This window comes from Paenibacillus marchantiophytorum (assembly GCF_014640555.1).
Lineage (GTDB): Bacteria > Bacillota > Bacilli > Paenibacillales > NBRC-103111 > Paenibacillus_E > Paenibacillus_E marchantiophytorum.
The window spans coordinates 1-26,361 of the sequence record NZ_BMHE01000052.1 but is presented as its reverse complement, the minus strand read 5'-3'; the positions used below and the strand labels follow the sequence as shown (position 1 = coordinate 26,361).

The 26,361-nt window shown below is 47.3% G+C and carries 23 protein-coding genes; 14 read left to right on the top strand and 9 right to left on the bottom strand.

Features of this window, described 5'->3' with window-relative positions; genetic code table 11:
- The 7 genes from purQ (at nucleotide 1) to purD (ending at nucleotide 9,328) form a co-directional block, all read left to right on the top strand.
- Nucleotides 1-696: a phosphoribosylformylglycinamidine synthase subunit PurQ gene (purQ, locus tag IEY34_RS30380; protein ID WP_079414613.1), complete on the top strand. Its 696-nt coding sequence runs from the start codon at nucleotides 1-3 to the stop codon at nucleotides 694-696.
- Nucleotides 674-2,917 carry a phosphoribosylformylglycinamidine synthase subunit PurL gene (gene purL, locus IEY34_RS30375; protein ID WP_189019120.1) on the top strand — a complete coding sequence of 748 codons (2,244 nt, stop codon included), beginning with the start codon at nucleotides 674-676 and terminating at the stop codon, nucleotides 2,915-2,917. The genes purQ and purL overlap by 23 nt, the downstream gene beginning before the upstream one ends.
- Complete coding sequence (gene purF, locus IEY34_RS30370) at nucleotides 2,902-4,434, top strand: amidophosphoribosyltransferase (RefSeq protein ID WP_189019119.1); 1,533 nt, start codon at nucleotides 2,902-2,904, stop codon at nucleotides 4,432-4,434. The genes purL and purF overlap by 16 nt, the downstream gene beginning before the upstream one ends.
- Nucleotides 4,435-4,542: 108 nt before the next feature.
- The gene (gene purM, locus IEY34_RS30365; RefSeq protein ID WP_079414616.1) at nucleotides 4,543-5,583 is read left to right on the top strand and encodes a phosphoribosylformylglycinamidine cyclo-ligase; all 1,041 of its coding nucleotides are present in this window, start codon (nucleotides 4,543-4,545) and stop codon (nucleotides 5,581-5,583) included.
- The gene (gene purN / locus IEY34_RS30360; RefSeq protein WP_189019118.1) at nucleotides 5,583-6,194 is read left to right on the top strand and encodes a phosphoribosylglycinamide formyltransferase; all 612 of its coding nucleotides are present in this window, start codon (nucleotides 5,583-5,585) and stop codon (nucleotides 6,192-6,194) included. Before purM ends, purN begins: the two co-directional genes overlap by 1 nt.
- A gap of 258 nt (nucleotides 6,195-6,452) precedes the next feature.
- Complete coding sequence (purH, locus tag IEY34_RS30355; protein WP_189019117.1) at nucleotides 6,453-8,000, top strand: bifunctional phosphoribosylaminoimidazolecarboxamide formyltransferase/IMP cyclohydrolase; 1,548 nt, start codon at nucleotides 6,453-6,455, stop codon at nucleotides 7,998-8,000.
- Nucleotides 8,001-8,068: 68 nt separating this feature from the next.
- Complete coding sequence (purD, locus tag IEY34_RS30350) at nucleotides 8,069-9,328, top strand: phosphoribosylamine--glycine ligase (RefSeq protein ID WP_189019115.1); 1,260 nt, start codon at nucleotides 8,069-8,071, stop codon at nucleotides 9,326-9,328.
- Between the two features lie 401 nt (nucleotides 9,329-9,729).
- Here purD and IEY34_RS37965 read toward each other — a convergent pair whose 3' ends face one another.
- Nucleotides 9,730-9,840 (bottom strand): hypothetical protein, encoded by a 111-nt coding sequence (locus IEY34_RS37965; RefSeq protein ID WP_189019113.1) that lies wholly within the window; start codon nucleotides 9,838-9,840, stop codon nucleotides 9,730-9,732.
- A 1,269-nt stretch (nucleotides 9,841-11,109) separates the two neighbouring features.
- On the opposite strand from IEY34_RS37965, the gene IEY34_RS30340 reads away from it, so the two are divergent.
- The gene (locus tag IEY34_RS30340; protein ID WP_189019112.1) at nucleotides 11,110-12,063 is read left to right on the top strand and encodes a stalk domain-containing protein; all 954 of its coding nucleotides are present in this window, start codon (nucleotides 11,110-11,112) and stop codon (nucleotides 12,061-12,063) included.
- A gap of 513 nt (nucleotides 12,064-12,576) precedes the next feature.
- On the opposite strand, the gene IEY34_RS37410 is transcribed toward IEY34_RS30340, so the two are convergent.
- Entirely contained in the window at nucleotides 12,577-12,708 is a 132-nt protein-coding gene (locus tag IEY34_RS37410; RefSeq protein WP_268240200.1) for a hypothetical protein, read from the bottom strand.
- Between the two features lie 235 nt (nucleotides 12,709-12,943).
- On the opposite strand from IEY34_RS37410, the gene IEY34_RS30335 reads away from it, so the two are divergent.
- Complete coding sequence (locus tag IEY34_RS30335) at nucleotides 12,944-13,831, top strand: N-acetylmuramoyl-L-alanine amidase (protein WP_189019111.1); 888 nt, start codon at nucleotides 12,944-12,946, stop codon at nucleotides 13,829-13,831.
- Between the two features lie 656 nt (nucleotides 13,832-14,487).
- On the opposite strand, the gene IEY34_RS30330 is transcribed toward IEY34_RS30335, so the two are convergent.
- The 7 genes from IEY34_RS30330 to IEY34_RS30300 form a co-directional block, all read right to left on the bottom strand.
- The gene (locus IEY34_RS30330) at nucleotides 14,488-14,946 is read right to left on the bottom strand and encodes a cupin domain-containing protein (protein ID WP_189019110.1); all 459 of its coding nucleotides are present in this window, start codon (nucleotides 14,944-14,946) and stop codon (nucleotides 14,488-14,490) included.
- A 91-nt stretch (nucleotides 14,947-15,037) separates the two neighbouring features.
- Nucleotides 15,038-15,628 carry a dienelactone hydrolase family protein gene (locus tag IEY34_RS30325; RefSeq protein ID WP_189019109.1) on the bottom strand — a complete coding sequence of 197 codons (591 nt, stop codon included), beginning with the start codon at nucleotides 15,626-15,628 and terminating at the stop codon, nucleotides 15,038-15,040.
- 16 nt (nucleotides 15,629-15,644) lie between these two features.
- A complete protein-coding gene (locus IEY34_RS30320; RefSeq protein WP_189019108.1) occupies nucleotides 15,645-16,907 on the bottom strand; it encodes a cytochrome P450 in 1,263 nt (420 codons plus the stop codon).
- A 21-nt stretch (nucleotides 16,908-16,928) separates the two neighbouring features.
- The gene (gene dgt / locus IEY34_RS30315) at nucleotides 16,929-18,170 is read right to left on the bottom strand and encodes a dGTP triphosphohydrolase (protein WP_189019107.1); all 1,242 of its coding nucleotides are present in this window, start codon (nucleotides 18,168-18,170) and stop codon (nucleotides 16,929-16,931) included.
- A 35-nt stretch (nucleotides 18,171-18,205) separates the two neighbouring features.
- Entirely contained in the window at nucleotides 18,206-19,423 is a 1,218-nt protein-coding gene (locus IEY34_RS30310) for an MFS transporter (RefSeq protein ID WP_189019105.1), read from the bottom strand.
- A gap of 17 nt (nucleotides 19,424-19,440) precedes the next feature.
- Nucleotides 19,441-20,451 (bottom strand): phosphotransferase enzyme family protein, encoded by a 1,011-nt coding sequence (locus IEY34_RS30305; RefSeq protein ID WP_189019104.1) that lies wholly within the window; start codon nucleotides 20,449-20,451, stop codon nucleotides 19,441-19,443.
- Nucleotides 20,452-20,663: 212 nt separating this feature from the next.
- A complete protein-coding gene (locus IEY34_RS30300; RefSeq protein WP_229757913.1) occupies nucleotides 20,664-21,311 on the bottom strand; it encodes an aminotransferase in 648 nt (215 codons plus the stop codon).
- 238 nt (nucleotides 21,312-21,549) lie between these two features.
- Between IEY34_RS30300 and IEY34_RS30295 the strand changes: the two genes are divergently transcribed.
- The 5 genes from IEY34_RS30295 to IEY34_RS37045 form a co-directional block, all read left to right on the top strand.
- Nucleotides 21,550-21,840: a YerC/YecD family TrpR-related protein gene (locus tag IEY34_RS30295; RefSeq protein WP_079414635.1), complete on the top strand. Its 291-nt coding sequence runs from the start codon at nucleotides 21,550-21,552 to the stop codon at nucleotides 21,838-21,840.
- Between the two features lie 147 nt (nucleotides 21,841-21,987).
- Nucleotides 21,988-22,800: a sirohydrochlorin chelatase gene (locus IEY34_RS30290; RefSeq protein WP_189019102.1), complete on the top strand. Its 813-nt coding sequence runs from the start codon at nucleotides 21,988-21,990 to the stop codon at nucleotides 22,798-22,800.
- Nucleotides 22,772-23,752, top strand: coding sequence for a diacylglycerol kinase (locus tag IEY34_RS30285; protein ID WP_189019100.1), 981 nt, complete (start codon nucleotides 22,772-22,774; stop codon nucleotides 23,750-23,752). The genes IEY34_RS30290 and IEY34_RS30285 overlap by 29 nt, the downstream gene beginning before the upstream one ends.
- A gap of 64 nt (nucleotides 23,753-23,816) precedes the next feature.
- Complete coding sequence (gene rlmD, locus IEY34_RS30280; protein WP_189019098.1) at nucleotides 23,817-25,352, top strand: 23S rRNA (uracil(1939)-C(5))-methyltransferase RlmD; 1,536 nt, start codon at nucleotides 23,817-23,819, stop codon at nucleotides 25,350-25,352.
- A 644-nt stretch (nucleotides 25,353-25,996) separates the two neighbouring features.
- On the top strand, nucleotides 25,997-26,361 hold a 365-nt coding region (locus IEY34_RS37045; RefSeq protein WP_229757912.1), incomplete at its 3' end, for a hypothetical protein.

Genomic DNA, 26,361 nt, shown 5'->3' with positions numbered 1-26,361 from the left:
ATGAATTTTGCGGTTCTCGTTTTTCCGGGATCGAACTGCGATATCGATTTGTACAAAGCAATCGAAGATTCAATCGGTGAACCGGTTGACTACGTATGGCATACAGAAAGCGACTTGTCTAAATATGATTGCATCCTAGTTCCAGGCGGATTCTCTTATGGAGATTACCTGCGCTGCGGAGCTATTGCACAATTCACGAATGTTATGAAATCCGTTGTGAAAGCGGCGGAAGAAGGCAAATACATTCTAGGTATTTGTAACGGATTCCAAGTGTTGACGGAAGCAAGATTGTTGCCAGGAGCGCTGCTGCGCAACAATGGCATGAAGTTCCGCTGTCACCAAACGGCGCTCAAAGTAGAGAACAACACGACGGCTTTCACGCGTGACTATGCGGAAGGCGAGATCATCACGATTCCTATCGCTCATGGCGAAGGCAATTATTATTGTGATGATGCAACACTGAAGGAATTGCAAGAAAACAAACAAATCGTGTTCCGTTATGAAGCAGGCAGCAACCCGAACGGATCATTGGACGATATCGCAGGAATCAGCAACAAAGCAGGCAATGTTGTTGGCATGATGCCCCATCCGGAACGTGCGGTTCACGAGATTCTGGGCTCAGCAGACGGCAAGAAAATGTTCACATCAATTCTAAGCGCTTGGAGGGAGAAACATGACGCAGCAGCTATCCGCTAAGGAACCATCAGCCGAACAAATCGCGGAACAGAAAATTTACAAGCAAATGGGCGTAACCGACGAAGAGTTTGCCAAAATTTGCGGCTTCCTTGGACGCAATCCGAACTATGTGGAGATCGGCGTATTCAGCGTTATGTGGTCCGAGCATTGTTCTTACAAAAATTCCAAACCGGTGCTTCGCAAATTCCCTGTGACAGGACCTCGCGTTCTGATGGGACCTGGCGAAGGCGCAGGAATCGTAGATATCGGCGACAACCAAGCCGTCGTTTTCAAAATTGAAAGTCATAACCACCCTTCCGCCATCGAGCCTTACCAAGGCGCGGCGACTGGTGTGGGCGGTATTATTCGTGATATTTTCTCCATGGGCGCTCGCCCTGTAGCGCTGCTGAACTCCTTGCGTTTCGGCAAGCTGCAAAACGATCGTGTGAAGTACTTGTTCGAGCACGTGGTATCCGGTATCGCTGGTTATGGGAACTGCATCGGGATTCCAACGGTTGGCGGCGAAGTGATGTTCGACGAAAGCTACGAAGGAAACCCGCTTGTTAACGCCATGTGCGTTGGTCTGATCGACCACGACATGATCCAACGCGGTGTTGCCAAAGGTGTTGGCAACCCGGTGTTCTACGTAGGGCCGGCAACGGGCCGCGACGGCATTCACGGTGCGACTTTCGCGTCCGAAGAGCTGACGGCTGAGTCTGAAGCCAAGCGTCCAGCGGTGCAAGTCGGCGATCCTTTCATGGAAAAGCTTGTGCTGGAAGCATGCTTAGAGTTAATCGATTCCGGCATCGTGCTCGGAATTCAAGATATGGGCGCAGCGGGACTCACTTGTTCCAGCGCTGAGATGGCAAGTAAAGCAGGCAACGGCATGGAGCTGTACCTGGATGAAGTTCCACAGCGCGAAGACGGCATGACGGCATATGAAATGATGCTGTCTGAGTCTCAAGAGCGTATGCTTTTCGTGGTTGAACCGAAGCATGAGGCGCAAGCCAAGGGCATCTTCGAGCGCTGGGGTCTCCACTGCGCCAAAGTCGGCAAGGTAACCGATGACGGTTACCTGAAATTGATCCACCACGGTGAAGTCGTGGGGAACATGCCTGTCGGCGCACTCGTCGACGAGTGCCCGGTGTACAATAAGCCGAGCAAAGTGCCGGCTTATTACGAAGCTAGCGCAGCCATCGATACAACTCGTTACCCAGAGGTAACGAAGTTGACAGATGCGCTTAAGGCTGTTCTCGCGTCCCCGACGGTAGCGAGCAAAGAGTGGGTGTACAACCAGTATGACTACATGGTTCGTACAGAAACAGCTGTGCGTCCGGGATCGGATGCGGCGGTTGTAACCATTCGCGGAACCCGCAAGGGCCTCGCGATGACAACCGACTGCAACGGACGCTACGTGTATCTGGATCCGGAAGTTGGCGGACGGATCGCCGTTTCCGAAGCAGCGCGCAACGTGGTCTGCTCCGGCGCTGAGCCGCTGGCTGTAACGGACAACCTGAACTTCGGCAGCCCGGACAAACCGGAAATCTTCTGGCAGTTGGAGAAATCCACTGACGGTATGGCAGAAGCTTGCCGCTTCCTGGATACGCCGGTTATCGGCGGGAATGTCTCGCTGTACAACGAGAATTCCAAAGGCGCGATCTACCCGACGCCAGTCATCGGAATGGTTGGTCTTATTCACGACATCGACCACATCACGACACAAGGCTTCAAAAACGAAGGCGACATCATCATCCTGCTCGGCGAGACGAAAGCTGAACTCGGCGGCAGCGAATTCCAATATGTGATTCACAATGTAACCGAAGGCCGTCCGCCTGAGCTTGACTTAGCAACAGAGAAACGCTTGCAAAATGCGGTATTGAAAGCCATTCAAGAAGGTCTTGTCGCTTCTGCGCATGACTTGTCCGAAGGCGGATTGGCTGTAGCTTTGGCTGAAAGCTGTATCAGTGGCAGCGTTGGCGCAGCAGTAAATGTAACGTCTGAGCTTCGCCCTGATTTCGCATTGTTCAGTGAAACGCAGTCCCGTATTCTACTAAGTGCAAAACCTGACAAAGCAGACGCTTTGAAGCACTGGATTGCTTCTCAAGGCGTGCCGTATGAAGAAATCGGAACCGTAACGGGTGCAGATTTGACGATCCAAATCAACAACGAACAGCGTCTCCAGTCTCCGGTAAGCGAGCTGGCGAAAGTCTGGAAGGATGCGATCCCATGTCTAATGGCATAAAACAATCCGAGGCCCTGAAGCTTCCTGTGGCTCCCCTAGTTACACTTGGGGAGGCTCAGCATGAGCTTTGGACTGGCGAGTATTTCAACGAGGGTGTAGGCGGCCAAGGCGGATTGTTGGATAAGCTGAATGAAGAGTGTGGCGTGTTCGGGGTGTATGGTCATCCCGATGCCTCCTCTCTGTGCTACTACGGGCTTCATGCCCTGCAGCATCGCGGACAGGAAAGTGCCGGCATTTGTACAGTTGAAGACGGTAAGTTCAATTATTATCGCGGCATGGGACTTGCCAAAGAGGTGTTTACGAACGATAATCTGCATCCTCTGACAGGTTCTACGGCGATCGCGCATGTGCGTTATTCAACAGCTGGCGAAAGCAAGCTTGCGAATGCGCAGCCGCTCGTATTCAAGTATCGCGAGGGCGATCTGGCGATTGCAACGAACGGCAACCTCGATAATGCGAACATTATCAAGCGGGAGCTTGAGCGTAAGGGATCTATTTTCCAAACGACTAGCGATACCGAAGTTCTGGCGCATTTGATTGCCCGTTCGGAACATGATGATATCGTGGATGCGGTGAAGGATGCTTTGCATCAAGTGGTTGGCGGATTCGCCTTTTTGATCATTACCAAAGATAAGTTGATTGCTGCGCTTGATCCGAATGGATTGCGTCCTTTCATGATTGGCCGCCTTGGCGATGCGTACTTGTTCGCTTCCGAGACTTGTGCTTTTGATGCCGTGGGAGCGACGTATTTCCGTGATGTGCAGCCTGGTGAGATTATTGTGCTGGATCGCGACGGCTTCCATTCGGAACAGTTTGTTGAGGGTGGCAAGCGTGCGATCTGTGCGATGGAGTACATTTACTTCGCTCGTCCAGACAGCGATATTGATACAGTGAACATTCACTCTGCGCGTAAGCGGATGGGGAAACGTTTGGCGATGGAGGCGTTCGTGGACGCGGATATCGTGACGGGCGTGCCGGATTCCAGTATTTCGGCGGCAATTGGTTTTGCGGAACAAACGGGTATCCCGTATGAGCTGGGTCTGATCAAGAACCGCTATACAGGCCGGACGTTCATCATTCCAAGCCAGGAGCTGCGGGAGCAAGGGGTCAAAATGAAGCTGAGCGCTGTGCGCAAAGTGGTTGAAGGCAAACGCGTTGTCATGATCGATGATTCCATCGTCCGTGGAACAACGTCGCTGCGCATCGTCAACTTGCTGAGAGAAGCTGGCGCTACGGAAGTGCATGTGCGGATTTCTTCGCCGCCATTCATGAACCCTTGCTACTACGGGATTGATACTCCGGACCGCAAGGAACTGATCGCTGCGATGAATTCCATCGAAGAAATTCGCAAAGCGATCAATGCGGATTCCCTTCACTTTTTAACCAAAGAGGGACTGCTTGATTCGATCGGTCAAGGCTCTGCAGGTGCAGACAGCGGCTATTGTACGGCTTGTTTCGATAACAGCTATCCAACGGAAATCGTCGATGTGACGAAAGTTGGTTGTGCTTGCGATTAATTGGGTAATCAATAGGGAAATGCTAAAAATTGGGATACACAACGGGAGGGCCGGATGCTTAGGCGGACGCCCCCCGATACATAGACAAAACTAAGGAGTGGAAGCGACGTGTCAGATGCTTACAAAAAGGCTGGAGTCGATATCGCAGCAGGGAACGAAGCCGTAGAACGGATGAAAAAGCACGTCAAACGGACATTCCGTCCTGAAGTGTTAACGGACCTCGGAGGCTTCGGCGGGCTGTTCAGCTTGAACAAAGACAAGTATGAGGAGCCTGTGCTCGTATCGGGTACGGATGGCGTGGGCACGAAGCTGAAGATCGCTTTTGCAATGGATAAGCACGATACGATCGGGATTGACGCTGTTGCGATGTGTGTGAACGATATTATCGTTCAAGGTGCGGAGCCGTTGTTCTTCCTTGATTATCTGGCTTGCGATAAAGTTATTCCTGAGAAAATTGAAGCAATTGTTAAAGGGATCGCTGATGGTTGTGCGCAGTCTGGCTGCTCACTCATCGGCGGGGAAACGGCGGAAATGCCGGGCATGTATGCGTCAGGGGAGTATGACATTGCCGGCTTTACGGTTGGAATCGTTGACAAGAAAAAAATAATCGACGGTACAACAATTCGTCCTGGAGACGTAGTTCTAGGTCTGGCTTCAAGCGGCGTGCACAGCAACGGGTTCTCTCTTGTGCGCAAGCTTTTGCTGGAAGATGGCGGTTATACGCTGCAAGGGCATGTGGAAGAGCTGGGCGACAAGCTGGGTAATGTGCTTCTTGAGCCAACGAAGCTGTATGTGAAGCCGGTTCTGGCGATGCTGGAAGATGTAGCGATCAAAGGGATGGCGCATATTACAGGCGGCGGTTTCATCGAAAATATTCCACGGGTTCTGCCGGAAGGCGTCAATGTAGAGATTCAATACGGCTCATGGCCGATTCTTCCGATCTTCGCGCTGATGCAGCGTGAGGGCGGCATTTCGAACAACGATATGTTCCGTACGTTCAACATGGGGATTGGTATGGTTGTGATCGTGAACGCAGACGATGCTGAGAAAGCTATTGCAGCAGCGGAAGCGCAAGGCGAGAAAGCCTACCGTCTGGGTGTTGTAACCGAGGGCGAGCGTGTCGTGACGTTCCAAGGAGCTGAGGTGTAATGCAGCCTTACCGGATTGCGATTTTTGCTTCGGGCAGCGGTTCTAATTTCCAAGCGATCGTGGACCAGGTACAGAAGGGGAAGCTTGATGTCAGCATCGAGCTTCTTGTCTGTGATCGGCCCAAAGCCTACGTGGTTGAGCGCGCCAAGGAAGCGAAAGTGCCTATGTTCGTGTTCAGTCCAAAGGAATATGAAAGCCGCGAGGCTTATGAAGCTCTTATACTGAAGGAGCTTGTAGAGCGTCAGGTTGATCTGATCGTGATGGCTGGCTACATGCGGATTATTACGGATGTGCTGGTTGGGCCTTATTATGGGCGGATGATCAACATTCACCCATCGCTGCTGCCGTCTTTTCCGGGCGTGCGCGCGATCGAGCAAGCTGTCGAGTACGGCGTGAAGCAAACCGGCGTCACCGTGCACTTCGTGGACGGCGGCCTGGACTCCGGCCCGATCATCGCGCAGCGCGCCGTGGAGATCCACGAGCACGAGACCGCGGAATCGCTCGCGGAGCGGATTCATGCGGCCGAGCACGTGCTGCTGCCGCAGGTGATCCGCTGGCTGCGCGAGGATCGCGTGAGCCTGGATGGCCGCAGGGTAGGCGTGCGGCTGTAGGGTTGTTCCGCAGCGCTAAGTCAGGCTGTTGGTCAGAATTGGCTGCTTTAAGGCTGATTAACAGCGTTAAAGAGGCGGTTTTCCACCATGAGGCGGAGTCAGGCTGCCCATCAGAATTGGCTGCTTTAAGGCTGTTTAGCAGCCTTAAAGATTCGGTTTCCCCGCAGAGGCAGAGTTGAGCCGAAGTTATTTTCATTTTTCAACGCTAAAAGTACTCGTAAACGATATATAAATATCTATTTTCTGGGAGGAAGCATAGTGGCAATCAAAAGAGCACTCATCAGCGTTTTCGATAAAACGGGTATCGTTGAATTCGCAAGCGAGCTGACGAAGCTGGGCGTTGAGATCATTTCCACAGGCGGTACGCTAAGTTTGTTGAAGGATAAAGGGGTACCGGTTATCGGTATTTCGGAAGTGACAGGATTCCCGGAGATCATGGATGGCCGCGTCAAAACGCTGCATCCGAACGTTCACGGCGGATTACTGGCTGTTCGTGACAACGTAGAGCACCAAGAGAGCATGAAGAAGCTTGGCTTGGAGTATATTGATTTGGTTGTTGTGAATTTGTATCCTTTTGCGGAGACGATTGCGAAGCCGGATGTGACTTACGAAGATGCGATTGAGAACATCGATATCGGTGGACCGACGATGCTTCGTTCTGCAGCGAAAAACCATGCGTTCGTTTCCGTTATCGTAGACACGACTGACTATGCCAAAGTGTTGGAAGAAGTCCAGGAGACAGGCGACACGACGCTGGAAACGCGCAAGCGTTTGGCAGCCAAAGTGTTCCGTCACACAGGAGCTTACGATGCTTTGATTGGCGACTATTTGACTGGCCTGCAAGGCGAGCCTTACCCAGAGCGCTACACCGTAACTTATGAGAAAATGCAAGAGCTTCGCTACGGGGAGAACCCGCATCAAAGCGCGGCTTTCTACCGCAAGCCGAATGCAGCTGCCGGGAACATTACGACGGCTGAACAATTGCATGGTAAAGAATTATCCTACAACAATATTAATGATGCGAATACAGCTCTCCAAATCGTCAAAGAATTCAGCGAGCCTGCGGTTGTAGCCGTTAAGCACATGAATCCTTGCGGCGTAGGCATTGGTACAAATGTACTAGAAGCTTACACCAAAGCGTACAATGCTGATCCTACGTCCATCTTCGGTGGTATCGTAGCGGCCAACCGTGCGATTGATGAGGCGACAGCGCAATTGCTGCATGAGATTTTCCTGGAAATCGTGATCGCGCCTGATTTTACACCGGAAGCACTCGATATCCTGTCCAAAAAGAAAAACATCCGCTTGCTTAGAGTTAGCGGCTTAGATACGATCGCTGGTCGCCAATCAGAGCCAGTGCTGACAACTGTTGAAGGCGGCATGCTCGTTCAAGCCAGCGATGCTTACCAATTGACGGAAGCGGATCTGAAAGTTGTCTCTGAGCGTCAACCGACAGCGGAAGAGATGAAGCAATTACTTTTCGCATGGAAAGTAGTTAAGCACGTTAAATCCAATGCGATTGTCCTCGTTGCAGACGATATGACGGTAGGTGTGGGCGCTGGTCAAATGAACCGCGTGGGCGCTGCCAAAATTGCCATCGAGCAAGCTGGCGAGAAATCCAAAGGTTCCGTGCTTTCCTCCGATGCTTTCTTCCCAATGGGCGACACGCTTGAAATGGCAGCAAAAGCCGGCATTACGGCGGTCATTCAGCCAGGCGGCTCGATCAAAGACGAAGAATCCATTCGCGTTGCCAACGAAAATGGCATTGCTATGGTCATGACGGGCGTACGTCATTTTAAACACTAAAAACAACTGAGAATGCTCACGATCGTTTCTGAGACCGTGGGCATTCCCCATGAGAGGGGACTTTAACCATGCGTGTACTAGTTATTGGACGAGGCGGGCGTGAGCACGCGATTGTGTGGTCACTGAGCAAAAGCCCAAAAATCAGCAAATTGTTCTGTGCGCCGGGGAATGGCGGAATTGCCGGATTAGCAGAGTGCGTGCCAATTACGGAGCTGCAATTCGAGGAAATCAGCGCATTTGCGAAGGAGCAAGCGATTGATCTGGTCATGGTAGCGCCTGACGATCCGTTAGCTGCAGGCTTGGTCGATCATTTGGAAGCCAACGGCATTGCCGCTTTCGGACCGCGCGCTAATGCAGCGATTATCGAGGGCAGCAAGGTTTTCATGAAGGAACTTTTGAAAAAATACAGCATTCCTACAGCTACTTATGAATCCTTTGATGCATATGAGCCAGCACTGGCTTACTTGCGTACACAAACAGCGCCGATCGTAATCAAAGCGGACGGTTTGGCTGCTGGTAAAGGCGTGACCGTTGCCCAGACGATGGAAGAAGCGGAAGCTGCGCTTAACGATATTATGGTGGATCAAGTGTTCGGCAAATCCGGCGCGAGCGTCGTTATTGAGGAATTCCTGACAGGACAAGAGATGTCCTTGCTGGCTTTCGTGGACGGCTCCACGGTTCGTCTAATGGTGCCTTCGCAGGATCACAAGCCTGTGTTTGACAACGATAAAGGGCCAAATACGGGCGGAATGGGCACTTACTCCCCGCTGCCGCATATCCATGAATCCATCGTGCAAGAGGCGCTTGAGAAAATCGTGCAGCCTACGGCTGATGCCATGGTTGCAGAAGGCCGACCTTTCAAAGGCGTGCTGTATGCGGGGCTGATTTTGACCCCGAACGGTGTGAAAACGATTGAGTTCAACGCGCGCTTCGGCGATCCGGAGACGCAGGTTATTTTGCCAAGACTGCAAACGGATCTGCTGGATATTTTCCTGGCGATTAATAACGGGACATTGGCTGAGCAGCCGATCGAGTGGAGCGAAGATGCAGCGGTTTGTGTCATTGTGGCTTCACCGGGCTATCCGGCCGCTTATCCCAAAGGTCTGCCGATCACGGGGCTGGATCAGGTTCAAGATTCGCTCGTGTTCCACGCGGGGACAGCACTAGTAGATGGACAAATCGTCACCAACGGCGGGCGCGTTCTGGGCATCACAGGAATCGGCAAAGATATCATCGAAGCTCGTCAGAAAGCTTATGCGGATTTGGATCGGATCCATTTTGACGGGAAGCATTACCGGACGGATATTGCGATGAAGGCTTTGAAATAAATAAAACTCGAAGGGGAAAAGGGATATAAGTTCAAGTCTTTTATTGTCCTCCGGCAAGTCATCACCACCCGGGGGGATACAAAACTGTGTGGTCTATCATGTTTCTTAACTTTCAACAAAATGTCTGTTTTGTTGAAAGATTGAACGGGAACAAATGATTTGGTAAGAGGTCATGGTAAGTCTAGTACCGCAAAAAAAAGGCTGCCAAACAAAGAATTTTCTTGTTGGCAGCCTTTTTCATATCAATTATGAGTTATGTCCTAATAATGAACTAAAAAATGAATTACCGTAAAGACAAAAACCTTGAAGTATAGCGACATTAAGTACCCTCCTGGCCTTTTCTGTGCTGCAGTCCTATAGAAACTACATATTCTCTAGTGGGTTAGATGAAACCATTGATCTCATTTTTCCTTATTAACCGTAGTATAAATTTTTGTTGTGTTTGGATCCTTATGACCTAATAATTCCGTGATGGCCAATAAATCGACGTCTTTTCCTTCGTTGTAGAGCACAGTTGCACATGGTGCCTCAGTTTATGAGGAGATACTTTAAAGCCAGCTCCTGCTTTTGCCCCGGATACTGATGCGATTTCTTCAATGATAAGTTCAACTCCCCGCCTGTATAACCGATCGCCACGTTTCTCAGAAACGAAGAGGCAGGTTGATTAAGTCGTTTTCGTCGACAAAGAATATCCTCCCTAATGGGCTTATACGCATCTAAAGCACGAACGATTTTGGGGGTAAGCATAAGTTTTCACTCTTTATCCCCTATACCAATTATTGATATCGTACCTTCGTATTCATCGATATGAATTAAATCAATACTAACGAGTTCAGACACTCGGAGTCCGAGTAAGAGGAAGATAACTGTAATAAGATAATCACGCTCCACAATCTTTCGCTGGGCAGCTACACGTTCCATCTTTACAGCGTCTTCCAAAGTTAGACTTTTGGGGATTCTAGTCTCAAGTTTAGGGGAGTCAATTGACTGAGCAACATCCATAACACAAATGCTAAAGATAAAGTGCGATTCGCGTATCTCGAAGATGAGTACACATGGGAGAAATTCTTGAGCTCAAATGATATGGCTCAGAGGAGTATAAATTATTGGTAGCTGCTTTTTTTGGCAGCAACTCAAGAGACATTAACAGCGGTAAGGCTGATGCTATGAATAAAAGATTACGTTCAACCCAATAGCGATGTGTGGACTAATCGCGGACAGTTTCTAGAAGACTCTACAATAAAAAACAATAGAATCCTCCACCAAAAACACGCACCAAAGAATAAGGGCACAGAAGAAGAGAGATCCCTTTTAAATAAGGAATCTCTCAACTTTTGTGCTGGATTTATGCATTGATTATGTTAAGAGAATAGGCAGCTCACCATATTCAGTCATGAACGTGTGTTTGAAACCCCCTTAATGACGGTTCCCGATAAATAAAAAATATGCAGTAATTTGTAATATGATGTAAAATATTATTGTATGATATAACCTACATAGGAAGATTTAACTTCATGATGAAATAATATTATGTAATTCCGGCATCAATTACTATTGCGGTGGGCATCTTTTCGGCCGGTGTTTATGCGGATGGGGTAGTCAGTTGGGGACTGTCGAAGAAGAAGAAGAGTAATTGGTTATATTTAGGAGTTGAATAGAGATTATTAGAGGAGCAGGATGCATTTATTGAGAGTTCAAATCTCTCTTCCTCTTTTTATTATGGGACGAAAGGGTAACACCCTAAGAGTCTCAAAAATACATAAGAAGCGCGAGGAATAGAAATGAAGAATTTATTCAGTAAAAAAGTTTCAGCAATCATTGCAATTGTATCACTAGCTGTATCGGCAGGAACTTTAGCCTATGCTGATTCAGCACTTAAGCAAATCACAGCATATCAAAATCAAGCATTAAAAGTAACTGTCAATGGTAGTGAAGTTGATATGTCCAGTGAAGATGGGACTATGTATCCAGTGGTTTATGATGGCCATAGCTATGTATCCGCGAAAGCAGTTGCAGAAGCTATGGGAGGTTCTGTTAAATGGAATAACTCAACTCAAACAGTTGAGATCACTAGTGGAACTCGTACTGGTTCTGGAATTCCAGACAAAGACAATACTACTAAACCAACACCTAAACCTACTGCAGCACCTACTCCTCCTCCAGTAACTAAACCGTCTGAAGGATCTTCTAACTCTGGTACAGTATCCAGTGGGGTGTCGGTGGCCTATACAGATATTTATAACAATCCTTACTCAAAAGGTCAGTGGAAAGCAAATTATAAAGTAAGCGTAAATAAAGTAACGCCAGTTACTGCTGAACAGGTTGTAGATTTAGGATTCAAGAAACCGGATGATACTTCTACTACTAGTTGGGCTTTAGTTGATGTTACAGTGAAAGCTGACAACATTACTTATACTCAGGTAAAACCAGATCCAGGTAGTGAATATGGCTACATATCTAGTATTGTTCCTCAGTTCTCAGGAGTGACTGTAGCTGATAAAAGTGCTAAGATTATTGGAGTAACTGATTATGGATTCGATGGTTCTTTTAGTAGAAACTTGGATGATGCTCTTGGTTCTGATAGAAAGATTAAACCGGGTGAGACAAAGTCTTATAATGTCTCTGGTAAAATCTTAGTTACTCTATTTAAAGGTCAAAGTAATATGCTTTGGATTCGTCAACAGGATAGTACCGTAGAGTTTGACTCAAGTGCTCTCTATATTAAACTTAACTAATCTGCTATAATTCGTAGTTATAAAAGAGAGACTCAATCTACTACGGATTGAGTCTCTAATTATATCAATGAATATGCAATACAATGGATGTATGTTGAGTTGCAGGAAAGTACATCAAGTAGTTGATTATTAATTAGCAATATATAATTAGGAACATGTACCGTTTGCTACTATAAGCAATGCAAGACACTGTTTATAATTTATATTGACATAATAGTTGGTATAACACTGGTCATAAAGTCTTCAATATTATAGTTAAGATACTAGGAAGTGAGGTGGAAAATAAATCCACACTCACTTTTTCTTTGTATTACGGAAAGAATAGATAAACAAAATATACACTATATTGACCAATGTCAATAAACTATTGCTATGTTAGCAAAGACAATTCTACATACAGTAAATACAAGCAATATAAATGACACTTATGTAACTAATTCAGACCAATTAGTTAAACTAGCATATACGGTATGTGGAGATGTAGTGAAGACAAACATTATTCTTGCGCCAACCTTACTTCTTATCATTAGTGCCCCTAATGAGCTTGTCCTTATGTTTATAGACGAACCATACCGCAACTAGTACACCAACGATTAAAACAAGGGACAGCCACTCTTGAGAAATGAAGTTCCAGAGGTTGTGCATGGGAGTGCCTCCTTCCGTTTATGCGTGAGGATAGTTTTGGCAATAGTGTCAGGATTCATGCATATGTCGCAGTCTAGAAGGAGTTTCCAAAGCAAAAAGCGAAATTAGCAAGATCATACGCGTTCTTTGGCACGGGATAGAGATAGATGGGGGAAGCTTAGTGAAAAGAGATGGAATTCAGACACGGCAAGTCTTGTATGTAGTGCTTTTGATAAGCTTTGTGGTGGTAGCCTTAGTGTATAGATCGAACATGAAGTCTGTCGTTCAATCGACCGCTGAGGTCACTCAGCCGAGGGAGTCGGAGCTGCCTATAGAAGCAGTTCTAGCTAAGGTGGGCTCGGCGCCTGAGATGGCGATTGTAATATCAGAGCCGACAGTACAGCCAACTTTGCAGCCTGTTGTGCAAGCAGTGGGCGAAGCTGAAGCGCAGGCAATGGCACAACCAACCGTGAAACCAACACCGGGGGCTGCTGCCCACAAGGCCAAGTCGTCCGGCAAGCTCGTCATGCTCGACCCAGGACATCAGCGCCAAGGGAACAACACGCCTGAACAGGTGGGCCCTGATGTTAGGGACACCAAGCCAGCTGTCAGCTCCGGGACGGTCGGTGTCCGCACGAAAAAAGCGGAATATGTCCTCAACCTGGAGGTTTCGTTGTTGATCAAGGCTGAGCTCGAACGTCGCGGCATCGAAGTTGCGATGACGCGTGAGACGCATGACGTCGATATCAGCAACAAACAGCGCGCAGAGATGGCGAATGAAGCCGGAGCAGCGCTCGCTGTGCGCATTCATGCGGATGGGGATAGTTCACCCAAGACCAAAGGGTTCTCGGTGCTGTACCCGTCTGCTTCCACGGCAGCCGTTAAGCCGATTGCGGCAGAGAGCCGTCAGGCGGCGGGCTACCTTTTGGAACACTTGAAGGCTGCAACTGAGGCGTCCGGAAGAGGACTCTCTGCGCGGAGCGATTTGTCCGGGTTTAATTGGTCCCAAGTGCCGGTCGTCTTGGTGGAGCTGGGCTTTATGACGAATCCGGAAGAGGACAAGCTTATGTCAGAGCCGGAGTATCAGAAAAAGCTTGCGGCAGGCATTGCTGACGGGATTGAGCAGTTTGTGACAAGCAGATGAGATGATGGCTGGGATTCATTGTAGAGAAGTTAACCACATGCTAGGTTTATCTTATGCCTAAAGGCTTATAATTTAGGGAATAGGATGGATTTACCAACACGTGGATGGAATCTAGAGGCGTTGGTTCGATACGACGAAAGAGCGCCTAATGCTGGATGATGGCAACGGTCAGGAATTGCTTGGCTACCTCTTGGCGTTTGAATGGCGAGGAAGGTGATGGACGCTCACTTGGTGGAAAGAGCTTGTTGACAGCGAAGCTGCACTCCAATGACTAGGATAGGACGATGAATCGAAGATGGTGTTTACGGAAGGGAAAGTGGCGATAATCTTCGATACTACAGTAGGTTTGCGCACGTTAATTATAAGTAATTTTCTAATGTCAACGTTACAGAAGCATCAGCAGGGGGATCTGGAATTATTATTTGCGACAGAAACACTGCTTCCCTTCGCCTTATGGTAATTAAACAAAGAAAAAACGAGTGATGAAAGCTGCATCCACGGCGAAATGGTTAACAGCCTCTTCCATACTCATTGTCAGGTCTGCACAAAATGCCACAAAGGTATTCAGCGAATCTATGTGGATTTTGATTTACAAGCGCAGCAATTTGCAAGTTATTTTGATTTATTTTGGCTGGAGCATTATCTGATAAAGTTCTTTAGTAAATCATGTGAAAATCATCAAAATGAAAACCTGGAGCAACTATGCAGGAGACCAATACAGGTTCTTCGCCTAATATTCGTGCACTTTGCCATGCCTTGGAAGGCACCAGTGCTTGAGGCTGTTGCCCATTTGCTACATCTGATCCTAAGATGATGTCTTGCTCCGCTTGTGGATGCTCACTAGTCCCACCCAAAGTCAATTGTAAAGGGCTTCCTGCGTGCCATAACCAGAGCTCTTCTGAAAGCACCGTGTGCCAACGAGAAACCTCGCCAGGCTGGAGCACGAAATAGATGGATGTCGCTGCGTGCCGGGGACCAGAGTAAGGGAAGCCGAGAGATTCCTGTGGAATTTGTACATTTGCTTTCCATATCTCCTTATACCATCCGCCCTCAGGATGGGGCTTTAGATCAAGGAGTTCTATAAATGAGGATGTCGTTTGAATTTGATTTCTCATGTTTTTTGACTCCTGTCCATAAGTAATCTAGCTTTTCAGGTAGAGCATGTTGCGATGACTGAATTTGTTGGACGAGACACATCCCTATTCTTTATTTTTTTAAGAAAAACATTACTTCTCCCCATGCAGCATCCGCGCTCTCGGGACAATAACTATCCCCAGCTGAATTGGCGAACCCGTGTGCTGCATCATACCAGCGAGTGTCAATATGCTCACTCATTGACTCTAAGGACTTTTGAATTGTTAGAGGTTCAAAAGCTGGCTCATTGAGGGCGAAAAGAAGTAGAACCGGGCACTTGGGCTGTGTATGCATATAATTTCGAATACGAGATCCATAGTATCCAACTACCCCATTTATCAGTGATTCAGAGCTGCAGCGCCATGCAATTGTGGCTCCTACACTAAATCCAAGGACAACGATGTGCTGATATTGGGATCGGAGGGGGTGTATGAGTTCTAAGATCCGTTCTTTAGGCTGCTCAAAGCCAATGTTATTAAGGAAGAAAGTGTGTGGATTATCTCCTCTGTTATAAGCAAAAGGATTCACAAGCGTATAAAGATCAGGGCATAGGACATCTGCACCCGTACTTTGGATTCTTTCGCATGTAACTTTAATGAACGGAGTGATGCCATGGATATCGTGCAGCACTACAACCAGCATACCAATATTAGGCAGAGACATCTTAATATGTCCCTCCTTAGTACACTACAGGCATAGTCGTAATGCCGTGAAAGGTCGGATTCTTTGTCCATTGAGGATTGTCCAGATCATAAACAGGCTGCAGGTTGGGAAAACTCTTCAGGACTCCTTGAAGAATCTCCACGATCTCGGCACGAGCGAACACCGCTGCAATGCACGCATGGAAACCACCACCGAATCCAATATGACGATTACCACTGCGGATGATTTTAAACTCTTCTGGATTCTCAAATACGGAATCGTACCTGCCTGCTGAGCCGAGAAAAAAATATACAGAGTCACCCTTCTTAATCTTTACACCACGGATCTCGATATCCACCGCAGCATGACGGGTGATATACTGTATCGGTCCTTCAAGTCTCATACATTCTTCTAACACCTTGGGTAGTAAAGATAAATCGGATTTCAGTTGATCGAAAATATGTGGGTATTTAAACAGAAGGTGCAAGGTATTGCTCAACATGAACTGAGGTATCTTATGACCTCCAAAGATTAGATGGATCGTTTGAGCAATGACCTGATCGTCTCGGAGTTCGCCATTTACACCAGGTGTATCCGCGATGATTCGGCTGAGCAGGTCGTTCTTCTTCTCTTGGCGTCGGTCTGCAATTGCCTTGGATAAGAACACATACATTTCTTTCATACTGCCTTTGGTTTGTTCGGAGATTTCTTTGTCAGGCGTATGTGAAACTACAAAGTTCTGCATGAACAAGGCAATATCGTCCGACCATTTAATGAAACGATCGACTTCTTCGCTTGGAATGCCTAGCATTCGGCATAGTACCATCGCAGGAATTGGAAGGGCGATATCTTGGATGAAATCAAAGGAACCAGATTTGTTATCAATTACTTTTTCAATAATTTCTGTAACAATTTCTTTAATAACTGGTTTAATGAGCTCGATCTCATTGGTCATGAATGCTCGGTTCATGTGATTACGTAGTTGAGTATGAACGGGACGGTCGTTATAGATCATCCATGTAGAAATAATATCTGTGATGTCTTTGAAATGGGCGTCTTCTCCCTGTGGCAAATTATCCATCTTTTCTGATATCAGATGGCTAGTGATGAACGTCTCGCCAATGAGGTATTTACTTACATCCTGATACTTCACAATGAACCAAGATTTCATCTCTTCATTCCAGAAGATAGGTTCATTATCCCTTAACTCCTTGTAATAATTGTACATGTCACGAAGATACTCGTCGCTGTACACGCTAAACTGATTAACTGCTTGGTTAGTTGCCATTTGATTACTCATGGGATAATAGCCTCCAATATTCTAATAGGTATATGAACAAAAGACCAAGGGGTCTTGTTGTTTTCGAGTGGAATGCCAAACTTCAACATCTGTAAAGCAGCATAGGATATCGCATACGGCTCTCGCTCTCACCTTGTCATCAACCGCCTTCTCTAACAAGGGAAGGTAGGCATTGCCTAGAAGTGGAACGTTAACATGTCCTTCATACAATCCATGAAACATCCGCTCAATGGCGTCACGTATGTCTTTTTCCATTTGGATGTTTATGGCATCGTCAAGGAAACATAACTTAACAATGGCTGAAGTAACAGCAATCTGTAATCGCAGGTAGCGAGGTAACAAGATTTGAAGCGTAGAAGGATCATCCTGATTTGTTGTAATTATAAGGGCATCTATATAAGAAAAGCAGGCATACTCTAAGGCAGCACTTTCCAAACAGGGATTCATGGATAGTAGAGCACGTAATACACGGTTCTCCAAATCATTCAATATTTGAGCGATTTCACTCTCCGACTCAACATGTTCATGAGTAATGGAATGTAATTGCTCCATTACTCGTGTTGGCGTAACAAAGGAGGTGTATCTTTTAAGAAATTCATTTTTGCCATAGAAGTGAATAAGATCTCTTAAGTCATAGATAGCATTTGCCACATCGTCTGCAATATCAACAATTGGATTCTCAGGTAAGTGATTTCCGTAATGTTCAAAAAGCTCTTCTACGATATCAGTCGAATCCCAATAGTATCCTTTTATAAATCCATCTTCGGTACCTCTCACCAGAGGTATTGCACACTTATGCTTTAGCACCGTGGCTAATGTACGTTGAGAAACTTTGAATTCACTTTGTGTTAATAGTCGGATGGTCTGTGCATTTGACTCGAATCCTCCGGCTGATTTCATTAGCCCATCCAAAATACGCTCACCCGCATGTCCGAAGGGAGGATGACCTATATCGTGTGCGTAGCTAGCTGCATGAATCAAATCTATATCCAACGGTTCCAAGGATGACCATACTGATGTTGCATTCACTTTTCTTGCCATTCCTTCTGCAATATGGCTAACTTCCAAAGAGTGTACAAGCCGATTGCGAAGTAAATAGTTATAAGGATAAGGAATCAGTTGTGTTTTATGCTGTAGCAGACGAAAATGAGGGGATGACAAGAGACGAATGTTATCCTGTGGGATAGCAAAGGCCGAATCGCCTCCTTTTTCTCTCTGTTTTATACAATCTGTTGATATATAAATGTTTCTTTTTTCAAACATGAATTTGACCCTGCCTTATATTCATCCAGAATTGTCTAGTTTTTTTCGCTAATCGGTTTATCTTTTGAAGGTCTGACACTCGAAGGGGTGGTCCCTAATCCTCGTAAAGACGGTATTGTTAACGTGATGCTTACAGACAAAAATCCAATCAAAGTCCAGAAGGGACCCCATGGCACAATAGCAAGCCCCATACATGCAGGCCCAGCTGCCCCTCCGATGTATTGTACGAGTTTATAGAATCCAAGTGCAGACGCTTTATTATCTGGAAAAAAATCGACAATCAACTTAAGGTGAGCCGGTAGACTGAGTCCAGAAGAGAGACCTAGTAGAAATGAACCGGCCAAAAGAGCAGTTATACCCGTTACAGTTTCACTTGTAATTGTTGTTAATAGTAGAAGCACCTGTGCCGAATGCAATACAAAAATACCTAAGCAAGTGGTGTAAGTTGGGCCAATTCGATCAGAAAGTTTACCTCCCAATGAGAAAGTCATCATGCTGACGATACCTAGGGAAAGTGATACCCAACCCGCATAACGGGCATCTAAACCTAAATGGTCCCTCACCAATATAGGAACTAATGTGTGGCTGGCAAAAAGAACAAAGAATTGCAGCCCACCTACCAAGGAGATCCAGATCAATTTGTTGTTCTTTACTTTATTGGTTTGAGCGTGGGGACGTACTGTCGCTGGAATCAAAAATGTTTTGCGGATTAGCCAGGGAAGTAGCAGTAGAATCCCAAGAAGAATGTGTGCTATGAAGACCGTGCGCCATCCTGCATAGTAAGCAAGATAGGCTCCGATCAATGGGCCAGCCAGGGGACCAATCCAGGATATGGTTTGTGACGTGGCAATTTTTCGTCCGATTACATCTTTGCTAAACAGGGACGATATTAGTGTAGTGGTTACGATAGTTATGGGGGCAATGCCTAGCGATTGGATGAATACACCTGCAATCAACCAGTAAATATTCGGAGTATAGAAGGCGACCAGCGCTCCCAAGACAAAGAAAAGCACGGATGGTACGATAATTCTTCGTTCACCCCAACGGTCAATAATCCAACCCATAAAGAGCCTGCCGATAGCAGTTGCCAAGTGAGCGGAGGAGACGCTAAACGTAACTAGCCACCAAGACACAGAAAAATCATTTTTAATATCAAGTAATACTTGCTGGTAGCTTGTGGAAGCTATCCCAGCTAGCGCACTAGTCAGAGATAGCAAAACCATAAGCAAATTTGCATTTCGATTGGATGACAAAAGATTCTCTCCCTTATTCAAGATGAGATACGAACAGTACTATCGGCCAAACGGGTTGTAAGCTCCTCTTCGTACTGTTCTATGAAGGTAAATTTATTCAGAATATGTGGAAGGAAGGTAGTCAACCTTGACTCGTTATGAAAATAATGAAACTGAAGAGGACGTAGTTCGTTCAACCGAAACCAGCGGTACAACTCCGGAATCATTCTGGCTTCCTCGGCTAAAAGTGGAGATATTGAGCAATATCCTCTCACAAACGAAGAAGCCAAGCGAGCTGTTGCCTCGAAAGAGCTAGGTTGTAGTAAGTAGGCTCCGAAAACGTAGCTAATCTCCCAAAGCTTGGGCCCGCTGCATGTGAATTCCCAATCTATTATTGACTGTATGTGACCTCGGTGAAACAGGATGTTTTGAAACCAAAAATCGCCATGCAAAACCTGTTTCTTAGCGGAACGGTAAAAGGGCAGCACTTTGGTGCCTGCAAGCAGTCTTTTCTTAACTTCTCCCGAAAATAACAGGGCGTAGTCTGCAAACGAATCCATACGGTTACGGATCATGCATTCGACGAACTCTAAATCCTCCATGGTTTTGTCTGGCTCCACACAAACATTTTGAACCAGTGATGGCAATTGATCCGCTGAGAGTGCCTCAAGTACTATGTGAAGGCGACCAAGCATCTCCCCTAATAATTTTGCCTTTTCTTCATCCAGCGAAGCTGCGGCAATACTTGAGCCTTCGATCCATGATGACAAACTCCAATAACCTTCATGTTCGTAAATTGTCTCGTTTTCTATGGTTTTCTGAATATCTGGAATTGGAATACCTCCCAGCTGAGCGGTTTGCATAACCAGTTGTTCTCTCTGGATTGCCTCCAAACTTCTATTCCGAATATATTTGAGCGCGTATATTGCTTCGTTCGTATGAATCTGCAGCAGCTCATTAATACATCCAGAGGTAATAGGGATGATGGCTTGAGGGATAATGCCGAAGGCAGCCAGAACCTTGCTGTATACATTAGGATTTATATTCATTAGCAGTCCTCCAAGTATTAATTGAAATTAATATTTTTACCATATTTAAATAATAAAGTAAATTATTTATTTAGTTATTTATTTAAAAGATAAAATTTTCAAAATAGTAGAAGTTAATAAGGCGACAGAAAGCCGCCTCGCTTGGTTGTCAGCCAAGACGAGGCGGCTTTTTGCACGCTTGCAGGTTGTATGTTAGCTATAAACAATCCATCTTACTTGCGTTTGCGTTTCGTTGAGCTGCCGGTTTTGGAGCGGGAACCGCCTTGTTTGCGGCGAGCAGCACCTGATTTCTTCCGGCGTTTGCGTTTAGGCTTGAAGATTTCCTCTACGTCTTTGGAGGCGTTTACCTTGCCTTTGCCTAGAGAACCGAACAGCGTCTTCACCATCGGGGCCATCTGCTGGAAGGTAGACATGAACTTCTGCACCTTGCCCATCGAGCCGATGATGCCGTCGATGCCGCCCATCCGCTCAACGAAGCCGGAAATTTGCTTCAAATTCAGGCCGCTCAGCGGGTTCGAAGAACCGCCAGCTGCGCCACCACCGCCACCGCCTAAGAGGTTGCTGAGGAAATTACCGCCACCGCCTGTGCTCGCGGCTGGAGGGCCGCCGCCGAAGAAACCGCCGCCAGCGTTACCGCCCGGAGCACCGCCACCGAAGAAACCACCAGCGTTGCCGCCAGGGGCACCCCCGCCAAAAAATCCCCCGCCGCCTCCTTCAAAAGGAGCAGGAAATCCGCCTCCACCCAAACCGGGATATTGGCCGAAACCGCCTTCCCCCAGTTGGGGTGGTAGAGTAAGGCTTCGTGTATGCACCTCAGGACGATGACCGCCATTGCCAATGATTTGTCTTTGATTACTCACTAGAATTCACGACCTTTTTATAAGATTTAACTCCTACAAGATATGTCACTTGCCTACCGTTGGTATGGACGAATGTCACGGGTCATGGTTATTTGTCACAATTTAACTCATTAACGCATAGAAATTTTAACGTTCTGCAATCCTAAAGGCAGGATTTATTCTCGGCGTGTCGAAAGTTACACAGGGAGCTTACTGATTTCAGAAGCCAAATTGCTTTTCTACCGGGAGTTGACAACGTATGCAATTAAAAAAATTAAACGATAAAGCGATAGACCAGCTTTTTGAAGCGATCCTGACGCTTAAGGATATAGAGGAGTGCTACGTCTTTTTTGATGACTTGTGCACAGTCAATGAGATTCAGTCGCTGTCCCAGCGTCTCGAGGTAGCTCGCATGCTGCGCAAAGGCTGCACGTACAACCAGATTGAAGCCGAAACAGGGGCATCCACCGCGACCATATCACGGGTCAAAAGATGCTTAAACTACGGCAACGACGGCTATGTGCTGACACTTGATCGTCTAGGTCGATAAGCAAGGTTTGGCAAATAGGGTCGGAATCCTGCGTTACGATTGTAATGCGGGATTTTTCCTGTTTCACCGTTGTTCAATTGACATGAGAGAACACTTTCGTTAGCATAGGATTGTAGCTATTGGTTGGAACGGGTGGGGAATACAAGTATGCGTACATATGGAGTGTTAGTTATAAGCCATGGATCTCGGGATGAAGGCTGGGTTCAGCTCGTCGATGAGGCCGTGGCAGCCGTAAGAATGCCGCAAGGGATTCCGATTTATGCCTCCTATCTGGAGCTCGTGCAAGGGCAATTAATCCAGGATGGGATCTACAGCTTAGAGGCGCAAGGTGTGACAGACATCATCGTCGTGCCTCTGTTCGTGTCCTCTGGGAGTACACATATCGATGAAATCAGCTATGCGCTGGGTGTTGTGGAACAGCCGCTGCTGGAGACGGATTTGGAGCCTTTCCACATACAGGCACGCATCCACTTCACATCGCCGATCGATGATGATCCTGTGATTGCTGAGATTATTTATGACAAAATCAAAGAACTGTCCGAATCCCCCAGCCAGGAAATTCTCCTATTGGTCGGTCACGGGAGTAAGGAAAAAGGGTTCCATCTGAAATGGCGTCACGGTCTCGAGCTGCTGGCAGAGCGGTTGAAAGCTCTAGGCGGATACGATGAGGCGGATGTCGCTATGCTTTTGCCGGATCAAGTGAGCAGGAAGATGGCGTGGTGGGCCAAGAAGAAGCCCAGGCATACTGTCATTGTGGCACCGCTTTTCCTGAGTGAAGGCTATTTCACAACGAAAGTGATCCCTTCTCGCATGGATGGTTTCGCATATACATATAATGGACGGGCATTGCTGCCTAGTCCGCTAATTTCCAAATGGATCGAGAAGCAGATAGCTTCCGAAATATCAGACGGCGAACAGGTGATGAGACACGATGGTCAAAAGAGCAAGACTGATCTATAATCCGACTTCTGGCCGGGAGGAAATGAGAAAGCGTCTGCCTGAAATCCTGCAGCGCCTTGAGCGCGGCGGTTTCGAGACATCTACCCACGCCACCATTGGCGAAGGGGACGCTACCCTGGCGGCGGCTCAGGCCGTTAGCCGAGGGTTCGATTTAATCATCGCGGCGGGTGGAGACGGCACCCTGTGCGAAGTCGTTAACGGCATGGCCGAACGCGAAGGAAGACCGCCGCTGGGCATTCTGCCGCTGGGGACGACCAACGATTTTGCCCGTGCGCTAGGCATTCCGAAGAACCTGGAACAGGCCTGCGACCTGATCGTGCAGCAGTACACCACCGACATTGATGTAGGCAAAATCAACAACCGTTACTTCATCAACATCGCCGGCGGCGGCTCGATGACCGAGCTGACGTACGAAGTCCCGAGCAAACTCAAAACGATGATCGGCCAACTGGCCTATTATATGAAGGGACTCGAGAAGCTGCCTAGACTCAAGCCTATCGAGCTCTATGTCAAAGCCGGCGAAATGGAATTCCATGACGAAGTCATGATGTTCCTCGTCGGCAACTCCAACTCCGTCGGCGGCTTCGAGAAGCTGGCCCCGGATGCGAGCATGAATGACGGTCTGTTCGACGTCTTGATTCTGCGCAAATGCAACCTCGCGGAGTTCATTCGCGTGGTCACGCTCGCGCTTCGCGGCGAGCATCTGAGCGACCCGAATCTGATTTATTTTCAGACCAATCATATTGAGATCAATTCGCCAGACTATGTCCAGTTGAACCTCGATGGCGAGTTCGGCGGCACACTGCCTTGCGTCATGACGAATTTGCAAAGCCATTTGCAGATCATCGTGGATCAATCGGGGCAGTCGATTTATAAGAAGACGCTGCTGGAAACATTGACTACGCCGTTTCATTTGAAGGGGCCTGTGGATGATGGGCATAGGGAAGAATAGGATTTAATGGGAAAACAAGAAAAGCCATTTTTTAATTTTGTATGGGGATTAAAGTGAGGGTACTATGAAAGATAAACGCAGTTCTGGCTCTCGGCCAGGTAAACATAGAGAACAGAGTGGGAAGCCCGCTGGGAATAGATCGGGGCAACAGGCGGGAAGAGCAGGCGTGGCTGCTGCGAAAGCGGCGCCCGCTTGGATGGCGGATCTGCCAGTGCAGATCGGGCAGCAATATGAGGCTGAGATCATGGGGATCAGCCATGATGGCGAAGGGGTAGGCCGTGTGAATGGCTTTACCCTTTTTGTTGCGGGTGCGCTGCCGGGTGAGCGTGCGCTGGTGCGGGTGAACCATTTGAAGAAGCAGTATGGCTATGCGGCTCTCGTGGAAGTGCTGGAAGTGAGCCCGGATCGAGTTGATCCGAATTGTAAGATCTATGAAGAGTGCGGCGGCTGTCAGTTGCAGCATCTCAGCTATGAAGCTCAGCTTCGTGTGAAGCGACAACAGGTGGTCGATAATTTGGTGCGGATTGGGAAGCTGACAGTTGCCAGTGAATCCAACGAAGAGGGCATTATTGTTCATCCCACACTTGGGATGACCGATCCTTGGCGTTACCGGAACAAAGCTCAGGTTCCTTTCGGGGAAGAGCGGGGCGGCCTCATCGGCGGCTTCTATGCGCAGGGCAGCCATCGCATCATCGACATGGAAGAGTGCTTGATTCAACATGAGTCCAACGACGAAGTCGTGGCTCGGGTGAAAGAGATCGGCGCGCGTCTTGGCATCCGCGCTTATCGCGAAGAGACGGGCCTCGGACTGCTGCGCCACGTCGTCGTCAAAGTCGGTTTCCGCACGGGGGAGCTCATGGTCGTCCTTGTTACTAATGGCAGCGTGATACCTCGCGTGGATGAGTGGGTTGCTGGTATTCGTGAAGCTCTCCCAGCTGTTGCAAGCATATGTCATAACATTAATGTGAAACAGACGAATGTTATTTTTGGGGATGAGACTCGCGTCCTGTGGGGCAGCGAAGTCATCTATGACTATATCGGCGATGTGAAATTTGCGATTTCCGCGCGATCGTTCTATCAAGTGAACCCCGTGCAGACGGAAGTCTTGTACGGGAAGGCACTGGAGTACGCCGCGCTGACAGGCGGCGAGACGGTGGTCGATGCCTACTGCGGCATCGGTACGATCTCCCTGTTCCTAGCGCAGCGCGCGGGACAGGTGTACGGCGTCGAGATCGTCGAAGAGGCGATCGCGGATGCACGGAAGAATGCCGAGTTAAACGGCATGACGAACGTGCACTTCGAGGCAGGCCCCGCCGAGGTGGTCCTGCCCGAGTGGACACGCCAGGGCGTCCGGCCTGACGTGATCGTCGTTGACCCGCCGCGCAAGGGCTGCGACCCGGCGCTGCTCGCGACGATCCTCGAGCTGCAGCCGCGGCGCGTCGTGTACGTGTCGTGCAGCGCGTCGACACTCGCGCGCGATTTGCGCGTGCTCGTCGATGGCGGTTACGGCGTCGCGGAGGTGACGCCGGTGGATATGTTTCCGCATACGGTGCATGTGGAGTGCTGCTCACTGTTGGTTTGGAAAGGAAACAACGAGTGAGAAGTCAATGTGGGTTGTCCTCTCATAATAAAAGTTAATGTCATTGAGAAAAGTATTCTTTTTATTAGTAACGATACGATAACAACTTTAGATGTTGAAAAGCCCTTTTAGAGGGCTTTTTTGCGTTAACAGCAACAATCGATATTGCCAGACTAATATCCTGAATTTGTAAATCGGTGATATAATAAGGCGTCAGTGGATAGCAATCAGTAAGTCTTAATCAAAGAATGATTTTATTTGAAGTAACAGTGCGCTTAATGACCTCTTACTTAAAGGGAAGTCCATAATAGGGGGAGCGATAATGGAGAACAATTGCTTAATAAGATTTCATACGCTAAATGGATACCAATTGATGATTTTTGTATTGGAAGCAGTATGTTGAAACATTAGAGATTTTTACATTTTAAAGAGTTATATAGTTACATAAATAATTTATATGTTAGTAAAGTAGTCATTTATCGATTGCTAGATGACTATGAAATTCCTTATACGCGAAACTTTTCAAAACAAGGACTATATCAGCATTTTGCGCGGAAGATTACCGAGCACAAAATATTTATTAAAATGATTGAAGGCAGAAACAAATAAAACGAGTCTATTATAAGCCAATTGAATATATGTACGAACCTTATGGGGGTAAAAATGTGAGCATTTCTTACTATGGGCTTATTCTATTTTTAATACTTTCACTTACTCCAATATTCATAAGTTATCGTACTGCACTTCGCTTAATTAAAAAGACAAATTCATTTTGGAGTAATTTGATAATAATTAGTACGTTTAATGTTCTCATATATGTTCTCTTGGTGGTAATTTGGTTAGTGTTTTGTTTTTCTGCTACAATTGGTTGGGATATTGAAACCCTTCCATTTATTGGAATTATGGTAGGTTTATTTGCATCCGTTATTAGTACATTACTTTTAAACATTATATTGATTATTAAGAGGAAACGTTTGTTAATTGTTTTTAGAGGGAACTCAGGAAGGAGATTGATTCAGTTGTCGTATTC

Coding starts and splice junctions, on each gene's coding strand:
- purQ (WP_079414613.1), top strand. CDS start 1: ATGAATTTTGCGGTTCTCGTTTTTCCGGGATCGAACTGCGATATCGAT.
- purL (WP_189019120.1), top strand. CDS start 674: ATGACGCAGCAGCTATCCGCTAAGGAACCATCAGCCGAACAAATCGCG.
- purF (WP_189019119.1), top strand. CDS start 2,902: ATGTCTAATGGCATAAAACAATCCGAGGCCCTGAAGCTTCCTGTGGCT.
- purN (WP_189019118.1), top strand. CDS start 5,583: ATGCAGCCTTACCGGATTGCGATTTTTGCTTCGGGCAGCGGTTCTAAT.
- purD (WP_189019115.1), top strand. CDS start 8,069: ATGCGTGTACTAGTTATTGGACGAGGCGGGCGTGAGCACGCGATTGTG.
- IEY34_RS30340 (WP_189019112.1), top strand. CDS start 11,110: ATGAAGAATTTATTCAGTAAAAAAGTTTCAGCAATCATTGCAATTGTA.
- IEY34_RS37410 (WP_268240200.1), bottom strand. CDS start 12,708: ATGCACAACCTCTGGAACTTCATTTCTCAAGAGTGGCTGTCCCTTGTT.
- IEY34_RS30330 (WP_189019110.1), bottom strand. CDS start 14,946: ATGAGAAATCAAATTCAAACGACATCCTCATTTATAGAACTCCTTGAT.
- IEY34_RS30325 (WP_189019109.1), bottom strand. CDS start 15,628: ATGTCTCTGCCTAATATTGGTATGCTGGTTGTAGTGCTGCACGATATC.
- IEY34_RS30320 (WP_189019108.1), bottom strand. CDS start 16,907: ATGAGTAATCAAATGGCAACTAACCAAGCAGTTAATCAGTTTAGCGTG.
- dgt (WP_189019107.1), bottom strand. CDS start 18,170: ATGTTTGAAAAAAGAAACATTTATATATCAACAGATTGTATAAAACAG.
- IEY34_RS30305 (WP_189019104.1), bottom strand. CDS start 20,451: ATGAATATAAATCCTAATGTATACAGCAAGGTTCTGGCTGCCTTCGGC.
- IEY34_RS30295 (WP_079414635.1), top strand. CDS start 21,550: ATGCAATTAAAAAAATTAAACGATAAAGCGATAGACCAGCTTTTTGAA.
- IEY34_RS30290 (WP_189019102.1), top strand. CDS start 21,988: ATGCGTACATATGGAGTGTTAGTTATAAGCCATGGATCTCGGGATGAA.
- IEY34_RS30285 (WP_189019100.1), top strand. CDS start 22,772: ATGGTCAAAAGAGCAAGACTGATCTATAATCCGACTTCTGGCCGGGAG.
- rlmD (WP_189019098.1), top strand. CDS start 23,817: ATGAAAGATAAACGCAGTTCTGGCTCTCGGCCAGGTAAACATAGAGAA.